Annotated in this window: 15 protein-coding genes; 7 read left to right on the top strand and 8 right to left on the bottom strand. The window is 63.4% G+C overall.

Annotation, left to right across the window (positions count from 1 at the left end):
• Positions 1–58: 58 nt before the first annotated feature.
• Positions 59–925, bottom strand: coding sequence for a DUF2259 domain-containing protein (locus AC07SZ_RS31760; protein WP_494917437.1), 867 nt, complete (start codon positions 923–925; stop codon positions 59–61).
• A gap of 154 nt (positions 926–1,079) precedes the next feature.
• On the opposite strand from AC07SZ_RS31760, the gene AC07SZ_RS31755 reads away from it, so the two are divergent.
• From AC07SZ_RS31755 to AC07SZ_RS31745, 3 genes are all read left to right on the top strand, one after another.
• Positions 1,080–2,987 carry a propionyl-CoA synthetase gene (locus tag AC07SZ_RS31755; RefSeq protein WP_494917436.1) on the top strand — a complete coding sequence of 636 codons (1,908 nt, stop codon included), beginning with the start codon at positions 1,080–1,082 and terminating at the stop codon, positions 2,985–2,987.
• A gap of 134 nt (positions 2,988–3,121) precedes the next feature.
• Entirely contained in the window at positions 3,122–4,204 is a 1,083-nt protein-coding gene (locus tag AC07SZ_RS31750; RefSeq protein WP_056569483.1) for an acyltransferase family protein, read from the top strand.
• 318 nt (positions 4,205–4,522) lie between these two features.
• Positions 4,523–5,254 carry a metallophosphoesterase family protein gene (locus AC07SZ_RS31745; RefSeq protein ID WP_056569480.1) on the top strand — a complete coding sequence of 244 codons (732 nt, stop codon included), beginning with the start codon at positions 4,523–4,525 and terminating at the stop codon, positions 5,252–5,254.
• Positions 5,255–5,379: 125 nt separating this feature from the next.
• Here AC07SZ_RS31745 and AC07SZ_RS31740 read toward each other — a convergent pair whose 3' ends face one another.
• The 6 genes from AC07SZ_RS31740 to AC07SZ_RS31715 form a co-directional block, all read right to left on the bottom strand.
• Positions 5,380–7,767, bottom strand: coding sequence for a polysaccharide biosynthesis tyrosine autokinase (locus AC07SZ_RS31740; protein ID WP_056569477.1), 2,388 nt, complete (start codon positions 7,765–7,767; stop codon positions 5,380–5,382).
• Between the two features lie 237 nt (positions 7,768–8,004).
• Complete coding sequence (locus tag AC07SZ_RS31735; protein ID WP_056569474.1) at positions 8,005–8,901, bottom strand: UTP--glucose-1-phosphate uridylyltransferase; 897 nt, start codon at positions 8,899–8,901, stop codon at positions 8,005–8,007.
• Positions 8,902–8,975: 74 nt separating this feature from the next.
• Positions 8,976–9,959 carry a glycosyltransferase family 2 protein gene (locus AC07SZ_RS31730; RefSeq protein ID WP_494917435.1) on the bottom strand — a complete coding sequence of 328 codons (984 nt, stop codon included), beginning with the start codon at positions 9,957–9,959 and terminating at the stop codon, positions 8,976–8,978.
• The gene (locus AC07SZ_RS31725; RefSeq protein ID WP_494917434.1) at positions 9,949–10,899 is read right to left on the bottom strand and encodes a glycosyltransferase family 2 protein; all 951 of its coding nucleotides are present in this window, start codon (positions 10,897–10,899) and stop codon (positions 9,949–9,951) included. Before AC07SZ_RS31725 ends, AC07SZ_RS31730 begins: the two co-directional genes overlap by 11 nt.
• Positions 10,899–11,888, bottom strand: a complete 990-nt coding sequence (locus AC07SZ_RS31720) for a glycosyltransferase family 2 protein (protein WP_056569468.1) — start codon at positions 11,886–11,888, stop codon at positions 10,899–10,901. Before AC07SZ_RS31720 ends, AC07SZ_RS31725 begins: the two co-directional genes overlap by 1 nt.
• Positions 11,889–11,903: 15 nt before the next feature.
• Positions 11,904–13,076 carry a glycosyl transferase family 1 gene (locus tag AC07SZ_RS31715; protein WP_494917433.1) on the bottom strand — a complete coding sequence of 391 codons (1,173 nt, stop codon included), beginning with the start codon at positions 13,074–13,076 and terminating at the stop codon, positions 11,904–11,906.
• Between the two features lie 616 nt (positions 13,077–13,692).
• On the opposite strand from AC07SZ_RS31715, the gene AC07SZ_RS31710 reads away from it, so the two are divergent.
• The 4 genes from AC07SZ_RS31710 (at position 13,693) to AC07SZ_RS31695 (ending at position 18,707) form a co-directional block, all read left to right on the top strand.
• Positions 13,693–14,847: a glycosyltransferase family 4 protein gene (locus AC07SZ_RS31710; RefSeq protein WP_210173840.1), complete on the top strand. Its 1,155-nt coding sequence runs from the start codon at positions 13,693–13,695 to the stop codon at positions 14,845–14,847.
• A gap of 15 nt (positions 14,848–14,862) precedes the next feature.
• Positions 14,863–15,918, top strand: a complete 1,056-nt coding sequence (locus AC07SZ_RS31705) for a family 16 glycosylhydrolase (protein ID WP_494917432.1) — start codon at positions 14,863–14,865, stop codon at positions 15,916–15,918.
• 216 nt (positions 15,919–16,134) lie between these two features.
• Entirely contained in the window at positions 16,135–17,631 is a 1,497-nt protein-coding gene (locus tag AC07SZ_RS31700) for a lipopolysaccharide biosynthesis protein (RefSeq protein WP_056569456.1), read from the top strand.
• Positions 17,632–17,684: 53 nt separating this feature from the next.
• Complete coding sequence (locus tag AC07SZ_RS31695; RefSeq protein WP_056569453.1) at positions 17,685–18,707, top strand: phosphoribosyltransferase family protein; 1,023 nt, start codon at positions 17,685–17,687, stop codon at positions 18,705–18,707.
• 46 nt (positions 18,708–18,753) lie between these two features.
• Here the strand turns inward: AC07SZ_RS31695 and AC07SZ_RS31690 are convergent, their stop codons facing one another.
• Positions 18,754–19,833 (bottom strand): glycosyltransferase, encoded by a 1,080-nt coding sequence (locus AC07SZ_RS31690; RefSeq protein WP_056569450.1) that lies wholly within the window; start codon positions 19,831–19,833, stop codon positions 18,754–18,756.
• Between the last annotated feature and the right edge of the window lie 9 nt (positions 19,834–19,842).

The following is a 19,842-nucleotide window of genomic DNA, read 5'->3' as shown; positions in this document are numbered from 1 at the left end:
TACAATCGAAATTTTGTCCAATGAATACAGTTCGTTAGTCGGCTATCGAGCCGGCTCCTCAGCGAGCCTGCCCGGTCACGGCAATGAAACGGCGGTCGCGCCCTTCGAAGCCCTGGCTGAAGCGCTGCACCAGCACGACAATCACCGCCGGTTTGCCTGAAGGTGTGTATTCATAGGATTCCGACAGGCTGTAGGAAGTCGGGCAGTTCCTCGAGCCAGGCACGGCCTTGTCCTCGTGCAAGGTCTTGAACGGCTTGCCGTCCTGGCCCCGCAGCGACAGCCGGAAACCGAGCGCCTTGCCCGTCTTGTCGCCTTGAGGGGTCTCGTCACCTTGCAAGGCCTTGTCACCTTGGAGGGCCTGGTCGCCCGATTGGGCCTCGTCGAAACTCGCCGAACAATCCGCCGTGCTGGCGGCCAGGATCTGGTCGAGCTGGATCGTCGAAATGCCTGTCTCGCCATAGAGCGGCGAAAGCCATTTCCGCGACACCTGCTCGAGGCGGGAGATGTCGGCGTAGGCGACCATCTCGCTGGGGAAGGTGAACTTGTCGGAGGCGGTCTGCTTGCCGCGCGATGCGATGGCGTATCTGGCCAGGATGGGGTTTGCCCTCGCAGCCGCTTGCGCCCTTGCCTGTTCGAGCGTCAGCGTCGATTCCTCGGATTCGTCAACGACCAGTATGGGCTTGCCGCCAACGAATTCGTCGGTGCGCGTGTCGATTATGTCGATCTGCGAATAACCGGACGCCGAGGCACCGGCATCGAGCTCACCATATTGCTCGAAGGCGAAATAGCCGCCGTCGGGCGAGAAGCCGATGACGCGCCGTGCCGCTGCGTCTCCGGCCAGTGCGGTTGCGGTGGAGATCGCGAGCAGCGCGCCGACCGTCAGCGCAAATGCCGGTTGTGCCATGATCGGCAATGGATGGCGCATCGTTCGGATCCTCCCTCGCGAAGGCTCCACTTCACGACACAGGGCACCAGGGGTCAAGACGAGACCGGCTCAGACGAAAATCAGGGAAGACAGCGCCGGAAAAAACAGCATAGGCTGTTTGCAAAGACGGCAAATGGTTCCTGGGGAGGTACGGATGGCTTCACGCTATCATGAGGTCTATGACGGTTGGAAACGCGAACCGGAAGAATTCTGGGCGGACGCGGCGGGCGCCATCGACTGGTATTCGCCCTGGGACAAGGTGTTCGACGCCACCGCCGGCGTCTACGGCCGCTGGTTTACGGGCGCCACCTGCAACACCTGCCACAACGCCATTGACCGGCATGTCGCCGGCGGACGCGCCGACCAGATCGCGCTGATCTATGACAGCGCCATCACCGGAACGGTGAGAAAATTCACCTATGCCGAGCTGAAGCGTGAAGTGGTGGCCCTGACCTCGGTGCTGAAGAACCGGGGCGTCGGCAAGGGCGACCGCGTCATCATCTACATGCCGATGGTGGCGGAGGCGGCCATCGCCATGCTCGCCTGCGCCCGCATCGGCGCCGTGCATTCGGTGGTCTTCGGCGGCTTTGCCTCGCATGAGCTTGCCACCCGCATCGACGACGCCAGGCCCAAGCTGATCATCTCGGCCTCCTGCGGCCTGGAGCCAGGCCGGATCGTTGCCTACAAGCCACTGCTCGACAAAGCGATCGAGATGTCCCGCCACAAGCCGGACGCTTGCCTGATCCTGCAGCGCGACCAGCTGCGCTGTGACCTGAAGGACCATTTCGACATCGACTATGCCGACGCCGTCGCGCGCGAGCGGGCCGCAGGCGCCAATGTCGACTGCGTGCCGGTGCTCGCCACCGATCCGCTCTACATCATCTACACGTCGGGCACGACCGGCCAGCCAAAGGGCATCGTGCGCGACAATGGCGGCCACATGGTCGCGCTGAAATGGACGATGGAGAACGAGTTCGGCGTCAAGCCGGGCGAAGTGTTCTGGGCGGCGTCCGATGTCGGCTGGGTGGTCGGCCATTCCTACATCGTCTACGGACCACTGCTGCATGGCTGTACCAGCATCCTGTTCGAAGGCAAGCCGATCGGCACGCCGGATGCCGGCACCTACTGGCGGGTCATCTCGGATCATGGCGTCGTCGCGCTGTTCACCGCGCCGACGGCTTTCCGCGCCATCAAGGGGCAGGACCCGAAAGGCGAGTTCGTTCCCAAATACGATCTGTCGAAATTCCGCACGCTGTTCCTCGCCGGCGAGCGCGCCGACCCCGAAACCATCAAATGGGCGGAGCAGAAGCTGAACGTGCCGGTGGTCGACCATTGGTGGCAGACCGAGACCGGTTCGCCGATGACCATCAACCCGGCGGGGCTCGGGCTGCTGCCGGTGAAATACGGCTCACCCGGCGTGCCGATGCCCGGCTACGATATCCGCGTGCTTGACGATGCCGGCCACGAAGTGCCGCGCGGGACGCTCGGCAATGTCGTGGTCAAGCTGCCGCTGCCCGCCGGCTGCCTGCCGACGCTGTGGAACGCGGATGCACGCTTCCGCCAAGCCTATCTCGATGAGTTCCCCGGTTTCTACAAGACAGCCGATGCCGGCATGATCGACGAGGACGGTTACCTCTACGTGATGGCCCGCACCGACGACATCATCAATGTCGCCGGCCACCGGCTGTCGACCGGCGCCATGGAAGAGGTGCTGGCCGCCCATCCCGATGTCGCCGAATGCGCTGTCGTCGGCATCGCCGATGCGATGAAGGGCCAGATCCCGCTCGGCTTCGTGGTGCTGAACGCCGGTGTCGCGCGCGACGGCGGCGCCATCGAAAAGGAGGTCGTCGCGCTGGTGCGCGAGCGCATCGGCCCGGTCGCGGCCTTCAAGACCGTGGTGACGATCAAGCGCCTGCCCAAGACCCGGTCGGGAAAGATCCTGCGCGGCACCATGCAGAAGATCGCCGACAAGGAGGAGTGGGCGATGCCGGCGACCATCGACGACCCTGCCATCCTTGACGAGATCAGCGCTGCCCTGAAGGCGCGCGGGATCGGGGTTTGAGGCAGACACGGCGAGCGGTTTCGCGGCGCCCTTCCGCGCCGGTCGGCCTATCCTGATCGGCGAGCAATACTTTTATTGTGCAATGCAGCAAGCCACCCTAAAGTGACGGGTGGGGGGCCATCCGGCGGTGCGGTATGGCTCAACAGAAAATTACGTTCGGCGGCGTCGACATCCTGCGATTTCTCGCCGCCGTGCTGGTCATGATCTACCATTATGGCTTCTGGGTATGGGCCTACCCCGATGGCATTTCGGCGCAGGCCACCGGCGGCGTGCCGGCGCAGCCGGCAATAGGGGCCTGGGTCGGGTCCGGCTGGGTCGGCGTTGAGATCTTCTTCGTCATCAGCGGCTTCGTCATCGCCTTCAGCGCCGAGAAATCGACGCCCCTGCGGTTTTTCGAGGCAAGGTTCAAAAGGCTGGCGCCGGCAGTCTGGATCTGCGCGCCGATCACCGCCGTGCTTTTGCTGCTCATCGGCCTGAGCTGGCCGACCGATGCGGTGGTCAGGCTCGTCCGCACCGGCCTGTTCGCGCCCTATGGCCCCTGGGTGGACAGTGTCTACTGGACGCTTGGCATCGAGATCGCCTTCTACGCCATCGTCTGGATCCTGCTGCGGCTCGGCCGCTTCCATCTGATGGAAATGGCCGCTATCGCCATCGGCCTCGTCAGCACGCTGTTCTGGTGCCTCTATTATCTCTTCGACTGGTCCGACTTCGCCGAGACGCGCTGGCTGCAGCTTACCCTGGTGCACCATGGCTGTTTCTTCGCGGTCGGCGTGTTGCTTTGGCTGATGCGGTTCAAGGCGCTGACGCCTTCCCGCCTTGGCTTCTGCCTGTTGTTCCTCGGCGGCGGCGTGCTGCAGATCGCCAGTTCGGTCGACGTCCACAGCATCAAGGTCAATGCCGTGATGCCCTATGCGCCGCCAATCCTGATCTTTCTCGTCGCTATCGCCTTGATGGCATGGTCGTTGCGGCTCAACCTCGGCTGGAGCGGCTGGCGCCGGATCGGCCTGATGACCTATCCGCTCTATCTGATCCACGATGTTGTCGGCGCGGCAATGCTTGGGGCCATGGTCCGCGCCGGTGCTCCTTATCTCCCATCGATGGCGATCGTCGGCGCGACCATGATCGCGGCAAGCTGGCTGGTGGCGACCGAGGCCGAGCCGCGTATCCGGCTGCTGCTCGACCACACCGTTTTCCGCTATCGGCTCAAGGCCGCCTAGACGCCGGGTCGGTTCCCGTTTCGCGGAACCGGCGAACCGATCCATCTTCATCCTGACGCAACTGCGGGCGGAAAACCGCCTCGCACCTTTCCTGGAATTGCGCCGTGGCGTGAACGCATCCAGCCGGCCCGGCATGCCCTATCCGTCTGGCGCGGCAGGATCTTTCCGAAATCCGGATTCCGCTTCGGGATCGTGAAATTAGCCTCTTGGCACGCTCCGCTTCACGCGGGATAACAGACAGTCATGTTTTGTGCATGACCGTCCGCTTTTCGATATCGAGAGCCTTCGCCAGTGAACCTGTTTCAGCGAAAACCCCGGATGGCGGCGCGCGCACGCCTCGATATCGACCTGCAGGACACGACCGTCTATGCGATCGGCGACGTGCATGGCTGCTACAAGGAGCTGCGCTCGCTGGAGCAGAAGATCCTGCTCGATTCCTTGCGCTTCCAGGGCCGCAAGATCATCATCATGCTTGGCGACTATATCGACCGTGGGCCGCAATCGGCGCGGGTGCTCGACCATCTCCTTGCGCCGCCGCCGAAAGGGTTCCAGCGCATCTGCCTCGCGGGCAATCACGAGGTGGCGATGCTGCATTATCTCGACGGCAATCTGTCACGCGAACCCTGGTTGGCGACAGGTGGCCTGCAAACCCTGTTTTCCTATGGTCTCGACCCGCAGCGCCTTGCCGGTCTTTACGAAAGAAGCGCCGAGATCGACCAGCACATAAGGGATGTCATCCCGGCCGAGCATGTCAGCTTCCTGCGTGGGCTGCCGATTATGGTCCGCTCGAGGAAATTCGTCTTCGTCCATGCCGGCATCAGGCCGGGCGTCGACCTCGCGGCGCAGGACGACCGTGACCTCCTCCACATCCGTTCGGATTTCTTCGACGCGGCCCATCTGCTCGACCGCTGGGTGGTGCATGGCCACACGCCGGTGGACATACCGAGACTTGAGGGACGCAGGCTGGGCATCGACACCGCCGCCTTCCAGAGCGGCCGCCTGACGGCTGTCCGGATCGCCGACAAGCAAGGCCGCCTGATCTTCTCCTGATCAGGCGCGGCGCCTGGAGAATAGTGAACGGTTTCCCGGGAAGAGCGTGTAGCGCGTTCCCTTGGGAATTGCGTCAAAACAAGGAGTTAGAGCGGTTCGCCGTTTCCGTGAAACAGTGAACTGCCCTAGACCGGTGCCTTGCTGCGGACTTCCGACTTGTCGAGATAGTAGGTCGAATACTTGTCGAAGAATTTCTCCGAAGCCCCGAACGATCCGTATTTGGCGAGCTTCTTCAGATCGACCTTGTTCAGCACCACCCCGACGATCTTGTTGGCGACATAGGGCTCGGATTCCAGCATCGACCGCACCATGGCGCGTGGCGTGCGGCCCCATTCGGTGACGAGCACGAAGCCGTCGACGAGCGGCGCGAAGGCCTTGGCGTCGACCACCGGCCCGAGCGGCGGCAGATCGACGACGATGTATTCGAACGTCTCCTTGGCATTCTCGATGAAGCGCCGCATTCCGGCCGAGGACAGCAGCTCGCTGGTGTGCGAGAAGTGCCCGCGCAACACGGCCGGGATGATGGCAAGCTTGGTCTGCCTGTCGATCTTGCCGACGGATTGCCAAGTCTGACCGCTCACCACCGCTTCCATCAAACCTTGCTCGGCCTCCATGCCAAGGCTGCGGCTGAGACCTGGATTGCGCAAATCACCGTCGATGAGCAGCGTCTTGGCGCCGTTGGCGGCAAGCAGCCCGGCGAGATTGGCCGCCACCGTCGACTTGCCTTCGCCGGGAAGCACGGAGATGACGCCGATGACGCGGCTGCCTTGTCCTTCCATCACGACATCGAAGGCGATCTTGGCGCTGCGCAGCGTTTCGGCAAACATCGATGCCGGGGCGTCGATGCTCACCCTCATTCGCGCCCGCCTTTCAATGGCGGCCGGCGATCTGGCGGCCTTGGCATCCGGCTGAGCCTCGGCCGGCTTGTCGTCCTTGGCAGGTTTGCTGCCGATGGTCGGCAGGTAGCCGAGGAATTTGAGACCGACGCGGTCACGGACCTCCTCACCGGTCCGGAAAAACCGCTCGTTGAATTCGTTGAGGCCGCCGAAGCCTGCGCCCATCAACACACCGAGCACGAGCGAGAGCCCGAGCACGACCATGGTACGCGGGCTCGAGGCGGAGAGCGGCGTCGAGGCGTCCGAGATGATGCGGATCTTGCCGACCGGGAAGGATTGCTGCTGCGCGGCTTCCTCGTAGCGGCCGAGGAACGTCTGGTAGAGGGTCGTGAGCGCCGTCGCCTTCTGGTCGAGGTCGCGCAACTGGACCTGCGACTGGTTGTCGATGGAGCTCTTGCCCTGTGCGGCGGCGACATTGGCCCTGAGAGCGGTCTCGCGCGCCAGCGCCACCTCATATTCGTTGCGATAGCTTTCGGTGAGCTGCTTCAGCTCGCCGAAAATCTGCGCCGATATGTCGGCCTTTTCCTTGGCAAGCGCGACGGCCTGCGGATGTTCTGGACCGAAATTCGCCTCGACGTCCTGCTGCCGCTTGGCGACGGTGAGATAGCGGGTCTTGAGCGCCGAAATGACCGAACTGCTCGGCTGGTCGGCCGATATGGCCGCGTCCTTGAAGGCGTTGTCGGAGCCGCTATCGACAATCGACTTGTACTGCTGGTAGCGGGCGCTGGCGCGAGCCGTGTCGGCCTGCGCCACGATCAGCTGGGCGTTGAGATCGGCAAGCTGCTTGTCGCTCATCAGCTGGCCATCGCTGTTGGCGGACAGGCCGTGCTCGGCCCTGAATTTCTCGACCGCGAGCGATGCCTGCTGCGAGCTTTCGCGCAGTTCCGTCAGCCGGCCCTGCAGCCAGACCGCCGCGCGCTCGGTGGCGTCGAAGCTGGCATCGAGCTGATCGGCAAGATAGGCTTCGGCATAGGCCTTGGTAATCGCGGTCGCCAGTCCCGGATCCGTCGCTTGATAGCCAAGCGCGATGACATAGCTTCGTCCGACACGATCCGCCCGGATTTCGCTCTGCAGCTTGAGGATGGCGTAGTCACGGCGGGACGCGGCAATCAGCGCATCGCGGGCGGCCGGGTCGAGTTTGCTGATGTCACCAAGGCCCGGCATGGGCGGGCTGGGGCGGACATACTGGATCAGGCCGCGGATCAGACCGACGCCCTGGGCAAGCGCCGACTGCGGCGGATTCATGAAGGCATCATTCTGGTCGAGCTTAAGCTTGTCGACGACCACCGCGGCAAGCCGCGTCGAGGTCAGTATCTCGATCTGGCTTAAAATGGCGGAATCGGTCTGCATGGTGGTCGACGCCGCCGAAATGTCGTCGACGATCTTGTTCAGGCCCTCGTCGATCAGCACGCTCGACACCGACACAAATTTGGGCGGCGTGGTCTGCAGATAGAGCATGCCCAGGAAAAGACCGATGGCGGCGCACACGGCAACCACCTTGGCCTGCCGCGCAGCCATGCCAAGCAGCCGCTCGATATCGATGAAGTCTTCGCCGTCTCCTGCATCCGAATTCGGCAACGGCATCCTCTTGTCGAGAGGAAAGTTGGCATAGTTCATCGTCGGTCCAATCCCAGAGCCTGTTGCGTCCCGATCATCGGGTTGAGGCTCTATCTCTTTGTTTGGGCACAATCTTTTCCGAAAACCGGGACTGACTTTCCGGGATCGTGCCTTGGCTTGCAGTTGCCTCGATGGCCGGGAGCATTGCCGCGGGCAGTGCAAGCCTCATGCCAATCAGCGACGAACCTGCCGGCCCCTCGCCAACAGTCATGTGACAATGCTCCCGAAAGATGGGCATTATGCGGCTTCTTCCTGGCGTTCATGCGACCGGACGAACTCCTGAAGCATCTCGAAAACCGGACCCTTCATGTCGTTGCGTGCCAGCGCGAAGGCGATGTTGGCCTGGATGAACCCTTCCTTGGACCCGCAGTCGAACATGCGACCCAGGAAAGGCTGGGCAAAGAAAGGCTGGTCCCTCGACAGGCGGACCATGGCGTCGGTCAGCTGGATCTCGTTGCCGGCGCCACGCTGCTGATTGCCCAGCAGCGCGAAGATCTCGGGCTGCAGGATGTAGCGGCCGTTGATGTAGAAATTCGACGGCGCGTTGGCCGGGGCCGGCTTCTCGACCATGGCCGTAACCTCGAAGCCTCCGCCGATCTCGGCGCCGCGCCCGACAATGCCGTATTTGTTGGTCTCGCTCGGATCGCAGCGCTCGACGGCGATCACATTGCCGCCCGTCTCGGCGTAGAGATCGGTGATCTCGGCCAGGCAGCCGCGACCGCCAAAGGAGACCATGTCGGGCAGAAGCAGGGCGAAAGGCTCGTTGCCGATGACTTCGCGGGCGCACCAGACGGCGTGGCCGAGGCCTTGCGGCGACTGCTGGCGGATGAAGGAGGTGGCGCCAGCCACGGGCAGCATGCTTTCGAGCGCCTCCAGCTGAGTCTTCTTGCCGGTCTGCTCCAGCGTGCCGATCAATTCCGGATGCAGGTCGAAATAGTCCTCGATGACCGCCTTGTTGCGGCCGGTCACGAACACGATGTGCTCGATGCCGGCTTCGAAGGCCTCGTCCACCGCGTATTGCACGACAGGCCTGTCGACCACGGGAAGCATTTCCTTCGGCATCGACTTGGTCGCCGGCAGGAACCGTGTTCCAAGCCCCGCCACCGGTATCACGGCCTTCCTGATTTTCTTCATCGCAAATTCCTTCTGAGGAGATCGACTGCAGTCCATTCACAGGCCACGAAAAATCCCTCCATGTGCCTGCATCTTCACCTCCCCACCCCCACGGCAAACTGTGCCGCTACTCGTCGCAACCGCACGGCGATCGGCATGCCCATATGCCTGACCGCCGCCGGGTCGCTGAGCGCCGTCCGGATCGCCTTGAGCGGGGACCGCGCCTTGATGTGCTGGACCATCGCCAGGAAGGAGGCCGCCTTGCGCAGGCTGCGGCCGCGCCGGGCAAAGGCCGCCTGTGCTGCCTCATCCATCCGATGGGTCTGAGCGAATGCGGCGTCCGCCTTGCGCATCGCTTCGACATGATGAAGCTCGAGCACGCGCGAGATGGAGCCGCTGCGAATGTGATAGGCGTAGCCGATATCGGGCTCGACCACGCATCTAGCGCCCTTGGCCAGGGCCTCGGCAAACAGGATATAGTCCTCGCCGATCCTCAGTTTCTCGTCATAGCGAAGCCGGTTCTCATCCAGGAACCGGCGCTGGAAGATCGGCTTGAGATAGCCGAGGTTGAACTTCGATTCGAAGACGATGTTGCCGGCGATGTAGGTGGCGAGCGAAATCTCGCCCAAGCCTTCCAGATACTGCCGCGGGAACATCGCGTCCTCGACCACACCGTCCTCGCGAATGACCTGGAGGTTATCGACGGCGATCTGCGCTTCGGCTTTTTCGGCGCGGCTGATCATGGCGGCGAGACGGCCTGGAAAGACGGCGTCGTCGGAATCGAGAACCGCGATCCACCTGCCGCGGGCGACGTCGAGGCCGGCATTCCTGGCGCCGCCGGGACCGCGATTCCTGGCGAGCGCAACGACGCGCACGATATCCCCTGGATAGGCCCGCGCCACATCGAGCGTGGCATCGCGCGACTGGTCGTCGACAACGATGATCTCGACGCTGACCCCCTTCTGCGCGATGGCGCTGGCGATCGCCCTATCCAGCGTCGCCTCGGCATTGTAGGCCGCGATCACAACGGAAACGTCGGGGGCTGAAACATCGGGGGTCGGGGAAACGTCAGGCTGCACGCTTGCCCCCTTCCCCCGGCGAAGGTTGGCCATAGAGGCGGATTTCGCGGACGCCGACAAGACCGCTGACGACACCGACATGCATGATGCCGCGCAACACGCTGCGGTTCCTGCGTACCGGGCTGGCGACGACGGGAAGTGCCGCGGCGAAACAATAGGCCGCCTTTGCCGCGGCAAGGCCGACATGCTTGATCAGCCCGATGCCGCGCGCGTTACTGCCCAGGAGGTGACCATGCGTCTGACCGACGCGGAAACGGCGCCGGCCAAGCCAGTCGAACGCAGCCCTGGCACGCGGCACCACCTCGTCCACCCAGGCGTCTTGAGAAAAGGCGATGCGGCCGTCGGCCTTGACCATCTGATCGAAGAACTCGGTGTCCTCGCCGCCGGTCTGGCCGCGCGCCAGGCTGAAGCGGCGGCCGCGCAAGCTGTCCGATCCCGTGCGCAGCAGGACGTTGCAGGTGTAGCCGGTGCGGATCTCGCCGCGCACCCACACCGGCAAGGTCGAATGGAAATCGCCGCGCCGCATCCATTCTGGCGCATCCGGGCGGTAGAGCGCCCGCACCGGGCCGAGCACGGCTGCTGCGCCGCTGTCCTCAGCCGTCGCGACCAATTCGGCCAGCCAGCGCGGCGAGGCAGTCTCGTCATCGTCGATGAAGGCGAGGAAATCCGCCTGGCTGGCATCGAGGCAAGCATTGCGGGCGACCGAGATGTTGCGCGCCGGCGCATGCCGGTAGCGGACCGGCAATTTCAGATCCCGCGACAGCGCCGCCACCAGGGCCTGCGCGCTTGGCGTGTCGTCATTGTCGGCGACGATGACGCTGACATCAAACCCTGCCGGCATTTCCATGGCGGCGAGCGAGCGCAGCGTATCGGCCAGCTCCGGCCGCCGGAACGTGCACACGCCGATGTCGATGCTGCGGTTCCTGGCCTGAACCGCCATCACGCCACCCCGCGTCGCGCGCCAAGGCCGAGAAGCTGCAGCCAGAAGCCGACGGACCAGCCGAAATGCATGACCATCGCCGACACGCCGGCGAGCGCGATGCCGGCATTGCGCTGGCGGATGGCCGTCACCAGGCCGTAGCCCAGGCATACCGCCGCCCAGACCAGCAAGGGCACAGCCGCGATCCAGTGCACGAAGGAGAAGGCAGCCAGAAGAACCACCGGGAAGACCGCCAGCGGCACCATCTGCCGGACCTTTGGAATGACGCGGTGCTTCAGCACATTCTTGGCGCGGCCACGGCCATAACCGAGATACTGGAAATAGAGACCTTTGAGCGAGGCGCGCGGGTAATAGACCATCCGCGTCTTGCCGCTCATCCAGATCTTGTAACCGGCTCGCCGCAGCCGATAGTCGAGCTCGGCATCCTCATTGTGGCTGAACGTCTCGTCATAGCCGCCAACAGCGCCGAAGGCCGAAATCCGCATCAGCGCGTGATGGCCATGGTCGACCCACTCTCCGGCGGAGAGGTGGCGATGCTTGGAGCCACCGGTGCCGAGTTTCGAATTCTGCGCCGCCGCAACCGATTTCTGTACCGCGCCGCTGCCGCTGGTCAGCATCGAAACCACGACCGAATCCGCTGATGTGGCCATCGCTTCCTCAAGCAGCCGGTCACAATAATCGTCGGGATAGCCGCCATGCGCGTCGATGCGGATCAGATAGTCCGCACCCTCACCGAAAGTGCCAATGGCGAGATTGATCGCCGCGCTCTGGATGCGGCGCTTGTTGTGAAGCAGGATGACGCGCGAATCCTTCGCGGCGATCTGCTCGACAATGGCCAGCGTGCCGTCGGTGCTGCCGCCATCGGCGACGATGATCCTGGCGCCCAGCCTTTGAGCCGCGGGCCGCAATTGATCGAGCAGCGCGCCGATATGGCTTGCCTCGTTCAGGCAGGGGATCACGATCAGGCTGGAGGGAAGCGCTTGCGTCATCAGGCGATGTCCATCCTATGCCATGGCTTCAGCCGCGAGGGGTTCGCGCACGATGGTCAGGCGGCGCAATTTTTCGACCAGCGCGCTGCAGTCGCTGCGGTCGTAGCTCCATGTCCTGGGATTGCGGGCAAGCACGCGCGCCTTCAGCCTGCCGAAGCGGTGCTCTTCCATCTTGCCAAGCGCGGCCTCGAGCGCCTGGGCAGTCGGCTGGGGCAGAAGAATGCCGATATCCTGCTGGCTGAGGAACCGTCCCGTTTCCGTATGGCCCATCGAGATCGGCACCGCCCCGAAGCGACAGCCCTCATAGAGGCGGTTGGGCAGCAGCCATTCCGAATTCTGCCCCTCTTCGAAGAAATCGATCGCCCAGGCGAAATGGACGTCCTGGTAGATCGCCGCCATGTCCTCCGGGTTGCGGTAGGGTCCGCGAAACGACAGATAAGGCTCGGCATCGACGAAGTCATGGAAATCCGGGAATTCCGAGAGCGCCGGACGGCCGCGCAGCACGACCTCGAAACGTCCATCCATGCGGCGCGTGAAATCGGCCAGCAACCGGAGCGAGCGGCGACAGCGCAGCGCCCCGAACCAGCCGATCCGCCATGGCGGGGCGACAGGCCCCTCGATCGCCTCACCCGTGCCAGGTTGGATCGCAGCTGCCTCGAAATACTTGTTCTCGACCAGTTCGACGGGGGCGGCGACCTGGCGGAAAGGTTTGAAATAATTGGCGATGAAGGCGGGCGAACTGGTCACCAGCAGCTTCACGTCGCGCGCCAGATGGCGCTCGGTGGCGCGCAACGCCTTGCCGAGGACATCGTCGCGGAGCACCAGGCGGTGGATATCGAGGCATTCATAGACGATCGGCACCTTTGCGCCGAAGGCCGACCCAGCGCGACGGGCAAGCGCCAGCATTTCCAGATTGCGCGCTATGATGAGATCAGGCCGCGGCGCACCCCTCAGCTTCGCCCGAAGCGAAACCGTCGCTTTTGCGACCGCCGCCAGGCGCTGGGCGAATCGGCCGTCGCGCGTCGCGCCAAGGTCGATCGGCAGCAATCCTTCGATATCGGCAATCGGGGTGGCGGTGCGGCGGAAGCCCGCCAGGGTGACCTGGGCGCCACCTGTCCTGAGCATTGTGATCCGCCGGCGAACCGCCGGATCGGAGACATCGTGCACCAGGTACAAGACATGCAGCATGAAAACGCGACCGCTGTTTGACCCACCCAAGGGGAGCCTAGTACAGCTCTTGCTGCATCGCAACATTTTTGGTGCAGTGTAGCAAAATTAGTCACCTCTACCGCGCCGCACAAACACATCGCCTGCGGTTCACAACTCTTGAGAATGTCCGCGCAGTTGCGCCTCGCAAAAGCTATATGGGCCGCTGCGCAAGCAATTTCAGGCAATTTCAGCCATCTCGCGGCAACATGGCGATCTCACCGGGCGAGTCGCGCAGCCGCCGGCAGCCGAGATGGTGGTTAATCAATTCCTAAATAATGTATTGCAGTGCAACAAAAAATGATGTTGAATTCTTGCCAGGGAAGTTGGGTTTTGGAAGTTGCCAGGGGATCCCCGCCTGCAGTGTGTTGCAGCGCGGCATGTGAGTGCAGCGCTACTGCTGCACTTTGGAATAGCCTGCGAATACCCCCTGATGCCACTGTGTCGATACGGGTGGTGCTGTATGAGCAAGGCTCTTCGTATTGCCGTCTATGACGACAAGTATCCGACCAGCTTCGTTACACCGCGAACATCCAGGCATACGATCTTGCGACAGCGATTTCTGCCGCTGAACCTGGTCTCGTCGAAGCTGGAAGGCGTGACGCTGATCGAACCTGCCCTGTCTGTCGACATGGTGCATGCGTTCAACCGGATACCGGTCAATTCCTCCAAATACATCATGTCGTTCGAATCCCATTTGCCCCGGCAATTCGCCCTTCGCAAGCGCGGGCTGGTGGCGCGTTACCTGATGTCGCGGATCACCAACCCCGGCTGCCGCCGCATCATCGCCTTGTCCCATTTTGCCCGCAGAAGCCTGCTCGCCCAGCACTCCGACCATCCAGACCTGGACCTGCTGACGAAAAAGCTGCTGGTTCGCCACCCGAACATCGTGGTGCCGGCAACGAAAGACGCGATGGCGCAAGACGTTGCCGAGGAGTTGGTGCTGACATTCATCGGCGCCCACTTTGGCCGCAAGGGCGGATGCGTGGCGGTCAAGATCGCGGAAAAGGCGGCCGAGCAAAATTTGCCAATTCGAGTGAACATCGTGTCCAGTCTCCAGGTTGGCGGCCATATATGGACGGATCCGACGAGCCCGGGCTTCTTCGACCCCTACATCAAGCTGCTCGAACTGCCGAACGTCCGGCATCACGGTGTGTTGCCGAACCAGGAGGTGCGACAGTTGCTGCGCAACTCGCATTTCGGCGTCCTCGCCACCTTTGGCGACACTTTCGGTTACTCGGCGCTGGAATCGATGTCCGAGCACACGCCGGTTCTTGGAACGAAGGTCTGCGCCTTGCCGGAATTCCTGGAGGATGGCGTCAACGGGATCTCATTGCCCGTGGAACTCGACGATACCGGCGACTGGTCCAGCCCGGGATACGACGCGCGTGGGGAGGCGAAATACGCACGGTATTTCCGCGATGAGGTCGAACGGCTCGCCAGCCTGGCCATCGAACGGCTGAGGCCGTATATCGGGCAACCGGCCTTGATGGCGCCGCTGCGACGCGAAGCCCGCAGGACCGCGGAGGTCATGTTCGCGGCGGAGCCGGCAGGCGCGTTTTTTGATGCGCTTTACGATCGTGTCGCGGTGGAGAAGGCCCGCCAGCCGGCACAAATCGATCCCGCCCTCGACGTTTCGTCCCCCCAATCCCTGCCGCTTGAACCGCTTAAACCCGTGTCATTGTCGTTTGCCCCTGACCCGCAGAATGCAATGGGGCAAGTTCACCGCATTCCGACAGCCTCCGCGGCCTGAGCACCACTGAGAGCATTGCAACAGAAGCTGTTTTGCCGGGCGTTGGCCCACCGATCGAGAGGGACCACTCAGCCTATTCTCGCTGCCCGCATCGCGCCGGACCCTGAAGGAAGTTTTTTGTTGCATCGCAACATTTTGATGAGGCGAGGCAAAAAACCGCCTCACCGGGGTGCAAGACTCTTCAAGATGGCGCATGCCCAGCGCCACGGCGCCAAGGCCGCATCGAACGGCCGGATGGTACGTCGCCGCCGACAAGGGCAAGGCGGCCAATGGAGGCTACCGATGAATTACACACGCAGAAAACTCCTGGCGCTTCTGGCTGCCTCCACGGCGGTACAATCGGTCGTCAGCCAGGCACTGGCCGAGAGCGTCGTGGCGGGAAGCGGGGACGTCGCCCTCGACAAACTTCCCGACTGGTCCGGTGTCAAACTCCAGCTTTGGAAATACTCCAATCCCTTCGCACCGTCGCAGTGGAGCGAGCCCAAACTCGGAGGCTATGACTGGAAGGCCGCCAACGTCAAAATCGTCGACGGCGCCCTTCAGCTTACCGTCAGCGAGAAAGCCTCCGCCGAGGTGATCTCGGGCAGCAATTCCGCATCCGCATCGGCGAAATGGGAGGTGGACGTAACGCTGCCGACGATGAAGCCAGGGCTGATCGCGGCGCCGCTCTGGATCTTCAACGACAAGGCTCATGAGGAGGTCGATTTCGAGATCGTCGGCACCAGGGGATTGCAACTCACCGTCTGGGCGAACGTCGACAACCAGCACAAGGCGGTGTGGGTAAAATGGATTCTGGTTGGCGATCTCTCGGGCAAACGATATCGTCTCGGCCTGCAATATGAAGCCGGAAAACGGGTTGTCTTTTCCATCGATGGCAAGGAAGCCGCGGTCGTCACGCCGGCTGACACTGCCGGAGGCGCCTTTCCGAACAAGCCCATGCAGCCGTATTTCGACCTGTGGGTAGCAGCAGGTGCCGTCATGGACCCGCGCTGGGCCGGCAAATGGGAGCCGATGTCTCCGTCGGAGAGATTGGTCATGACCGTTCACGGATACAGGCGGACCGACATTTAGACATGAAGTAAATTTCTTGCACGGGATGCTGTCGTGCCTGGCCTCGAGGGCGGGCGCGGGCGCCGATCCGGATATGCTGCATTGCAGCATTTTTGGTGCGGTGTAGCAAAAATCCACGTTTTCTGTTGCACTGCAAAATTATTGCCGTAGTTTGGGGTGGGTGGCGGTTGTGGATTTCGGATTCCGGAATCCGCGCAAAGATCAGGAATCCTGAATTTGGAAGCCAATCCATTCGACCCGCCAGAAGGCTCGTTGCGCAAGTCGGTCGGGCGCGGCGCGGTGGTGACCGCCCTGTCGCAATCGGTGCGGGTCGCGACACAGATCATATCCGTGATCGTGCTGTCGCGGCTGCTGTCGCCGCAGGATTTCGGCGTCGTGGCGATGTGCGCGCCGGTGCTGGCCTTCATCGCGCTGTTCCAGGATTTCGGCCTGACCCAGGCGACGATCCAGAAATCGGGCATCCGGCATGAGGAGGTAAACTACCTCTTCTGGATCAATGTCGCGGTCAGTGCGATCCTGGCCTGCGTGCTCGCGGGCGCGGCGCCGCTGGTCGCTGCCTTCTACAGCGAGCCGCGCGTGGCTGGGCTGGTGGCCGCGTTCGGGCTGCAGATCATGGCCTATGGGCTCGGCGCCCAGCATCTGGCGCTTTTGACGCGGCGCATGCAGTTCGGGCGCCTGGCGATCATCGATGTCGCCAGCGCCGTCGCCGGGCTGGCGGTATCGATCGCCTGGACCTTCATCGACCGTTCCTACTGGGCGCTGTTCGCCGGCACGCTGACCGGCGCGGTGCTGCCGACGCTGTGCTACTGGGCAAGCTCACGGTGGCGGCCCGGCATGCCGCGCAAGGTCGCGGGCATCGGCGAACTGATCAATTTCGGCGCTGGCATCACCGGCTTCAACTTCGCCAATTTCTTCGCCCGCAACCTCGACAACGTGCTGATCGGCAAGTACTGGGGCGAGCAGCAACTCGGCCTTTATGACCGCGCCTACAAGCTGCTTCTGTTCCCGCTCAGCCAGATCACCAATCCGCTGTCGAAAGTCATGGTGCCGGCGCTGTCCAGGCTGAAGGACGAACCGGACCGCTATCGCAGCGCCTATCTGCGCGTCATGCCGCTGATCTTGCTGGTGGCCTTGCCCGGGGTCGCTTTCGCCACCGCCATGTCGGATGTGCTGATCCCCTTCGTGCTCGGCGAGCAGTGGCGGGCAAGCGCTTCGATCTTCCTGGCGCTCGGCTTTGCCGGGCTGCTGCAACCGCTCAACAACCCGGCGGGCTGGCTTTTCGTCAGCCAGGGCCGCTCCGGCGACTTCATGCGCTGGGGCATCATCACGGCGGTGACGTCGGTGCTCGCCTTCGCGATCGGCCTGCCCTATGGCGCGCTCGGCGTGGCGGTCGCCTATGCGGTCAGCGAATATCTGCGCACGCCGTTCCTGTGGCTCTATGTCGGCAAGAGCGGACCGCTGCGGGCCAGCCATGTGCTGCGCGCCGCGACCCCGTTCGTGCTCGGCGCGCATCTGGCGCTGGCGGCGGTCTGGCTGATCAAGCCGATGCTGCCGCAACAGCCTGTCGTCGCCCTGACCGGTGGCGCCGTTCTTGCCTACCTGATCACCATTGTGGTCGCGCTGGCCTTCGCATCCGGCCGCGAGGCCTTGCGCGAGGCCCTGAAAATGCTGCCGGCAAGGCAGCCGGCGGCAACGCCGCGCGAGGCGCAATAATTTCGACGCCTTTGCCGGCTACCCAATATCCACACGAGCATCAGGTCCGATCCATGCACTACCGATCGATCTCCGACATGAACGACACCATCGTCAGCAACCTTCACCGGCTGCCGGGCGACATCGACCTTGTGGTCGGCGTTCCCAGAAGCGGCGTGCTGGCGGCGACGCTGGTGAGCCTTGCCGCGAACATTCCGATGACCGACCTGGATAGCTTCCTGGAAGGCCGTGTCTACACGTCGGGCATCACCAAGCGCCGCGCCGCACTCGATCGCAAGGTCTCCGAGATGCGCAAGGTGCTGGTGATCGACGACAGTGTCGCCGGCGGCAATGCCATGCGCGACGCGCGCGCCCGCATCCAGGCCGCCGGCATCGAGGCCGACTTCACCTTTGCCGCCGTGTTCGGCCTGCAGCCTCGGCATGCCGAAACCGACGTCGTCTTCGAGGTCGTGCCGCACCCGCGCATGTTCCAGTGGAATTTCATGCATCACAAATTCCTGGCGCAATGCTGCGTCGACATAGACGGGGTGCTGTGCCTCGACCCGACCGAAGCGGAAAACGACGACGGCCCGGCCTATGAAAAATTCCTCAGCGAAGCGCGCCCTCTTCATGCCCCGACCCACAGGATCGGCTGGCTGGTCACCAGCCGGCTGGAGAAATACCGCGCCCTGACCGAGGCATGGCTCGCAAGGAACGGTATCCAGTACGACCAGTTGATCATGCTCGACCTGCCCAGCAAGGCGGAGCGCCAGCGGCTTGGCGCGCATGGCAGTTTCAAGGCTGATTTCTACCGCAAATCCGACGCCATCCTGTTCATCGAGAGCGAGCATGCGCAGGCGTTGAAGATCACCGAACTGTCGGGCAAGCCGGTGCTGTGCGTCGAAACGCACATGGTCAGCGTTCCCGACGCGCTGTCGCTGCCGGCGCTCGGCCAGGCAGCGCGCAACCTGCCGGCAAGGCTGCGGCAGATCAACTCCCAGGAGGGCCGCAAGGGCGCCGCCAAGGCCCTCGCCCGCGCCCTGCTTGGCGCCCGCGGCTACGAGACGCTGAAAAGCCGGGTCAAGCGCCCGGCCTGATCAACACCGTGCCAACTGCCATCGAGCAGCTTGCCGCCCGCCATGGCTATGCCGCCTGGCGGGCGCGCTGCCGGACCGCCCTGTCCAATATGGAGAAGAAGGTGACGAACTGGCGGTCCGGATCGAGTTCCGGACGCGCCGCGAAACCGCGCGCGAGGCTCGAGACGCGATCATATTCCTTGCTGTCGTTCCACAACCGCCTGACGGCCGCGACCCAGTCGGCGAGCGGAGCGTCGTAATCCAGCACCGCGCCGCCCGGGCCGATCGCTTCGGGCAGGCCGCCGCGCCGCGAGCCAAGGACGGGGATTCCGCTGCAATGGGCCTCCGACGCGACGCGCCCCCAGGCCTCTTCCCATTTGCTGGGCGCAAGCAGGATTCTGGTGCGCCCATAGACCGTCTTCATGTCGCTGGTGCGGCTTTCCAGCGTGACATTGCCAAGCGGTGCGATCGTCTCCTCGATGCGCGCGCGATGGTCATCCTCGAGCTTCCAGCTTTCAACGAACAGGAACGGGATCTCGGGGCAGGCGCCGGCGATGCGCACCGCCAACTCGAAACCCTTTTCCTCATAGGGATTGATCAGCGTGACAAACTGGCCCGTCGTCGGCGTGCTGTAATGCGTCGGGTTGATGGTCGGCGGGATCACCGTCGCCTCGATGCCGAACTCCCTGCTGTAGGTGCGCGCGGTGAATTCTGAATTGGCGATGTAGAGTGCCGAGCGCAATTCGCGCAGGTCGCCGGCCAATTCATGAAACTCGACGTTGCGTAGATACACGACCAGCGGCACGCCCTCGGCCTGCAGCGCCTTGCCGAGCGGAACCGACTTGTGGCACTGGACCACCGCCACATCCGGCTTCACGCGGTTGACCGCAAAGCCCGCCGCCTCCCAGGGGAACCACGCCCGGATCACCGGGTAGCCGGGGAAGCTGTCGACGACCGCGGGCTGGCGCAAAAGCTTCATCTTGGCGCGCGCCTTGAGGCCGAAGACGCCGTCGCCGAACAGGGCGGCAAGCACCGCGGCCTCATGCCCATGCTCGATCAGTTGTTCAGCCAGATGATGCGTGCTCGACTGGACGCCGCCGCTGAATTCCGGCGGGTAGCCATTGCCGCTTGTAAAAAGAACTTTCATGATCCTGGC

The organism is Mesorhizobium sp. GW821-FHT07A06, assembly GCF_059419085.1.
Note: the sequence above shows the minus strand (reverse complement) of the source record. Positions and strands in the feature narration are given on the sequence as shown.

Excerpts from the sequence above, each read along its gene's own strand:
- AC07SZ_RS31745 (WP_056569480.1), top strand. The coding sequence starts at position 4,523 with ATGGCGGCGCGCGCACGCCTCGATATCGACCTGCAGGACACGACCGTC.
- AC07SZ_RS31715 (WP_494917433.1), bottom strand. The coding sequence starts at position 13,076 with ATGCTGCATGTCTTGTACCTGGTGCACGATGTCTCCGATCCGGCGGTT.
- AC07SZ_RS31725 (WP_494917434.1), bottom strand. The coding sequence starts at position 10,899 with ATGGCGGTTCAGGCCAGGAACCGCAGCATCGACATCGGCGTGTGCACG.
- AC07SZ_RS31690 (WP_056569450.1), bottom strand. The coding sequence starts at position 19,833 with ATGAAAGTTCTTTTTACAAGCGGCAATGGCTACCCGCCGGAATTCAGC.
- AC07SZ_RS31695 (WP_056569453.1), top strand. The coding sequence starts at position 17,685 with ATGCACTACCGATCGATCTCCGACATGAACGACACCATCGTCAGCAAC.
- AC07SZ_RS31750 (WP_056569483.1), top strand. The coding sequence starts at position 3,122 with ATGGCTCAACAGAAAATTACGTTCGGCGGCGTCGACATCCTGCGATTT.
- AC07SZ_RS31720 (WP_056569468.1), bottom strand. The coding sequence starts at position 11,888 with ATGACGCAAGCGCTTCCCTCCAGCCTGATCGTGATCCCCTGCCTGAAC.
- AC07SZ_RS31760 (WP_494917437.1), bottom strand. The coding sequence starts at position 925 with ATGCGCCATCCATTGCCGATCATGGCACAACCGGCATTTGCGCTGACG.
- AC07SZ_RS31735 (WP_056569474.1), bottom strand. The coding sequence starts at position 8,901 with ATGAAGAAAATCAGGAAGGCCGTGATACCGGTGGCGGGGCTTGGAACA.
- AC07SZ_RS31740 (WP_056569477.1), bottom strand. The coding sequence starts at position 7,767 with ATGAACTATGCCAACTTTCCTCTCGACAAGAGGATGCCGTTGCCGAAT.
- AC07SZ_RS31755 (WP_494917436.1), top strand. The coding sequence starts at position 1,080 with ATGGCTTCACGCTATCATGAGGTCTATGACGGTTGGAAACGCGAACCG.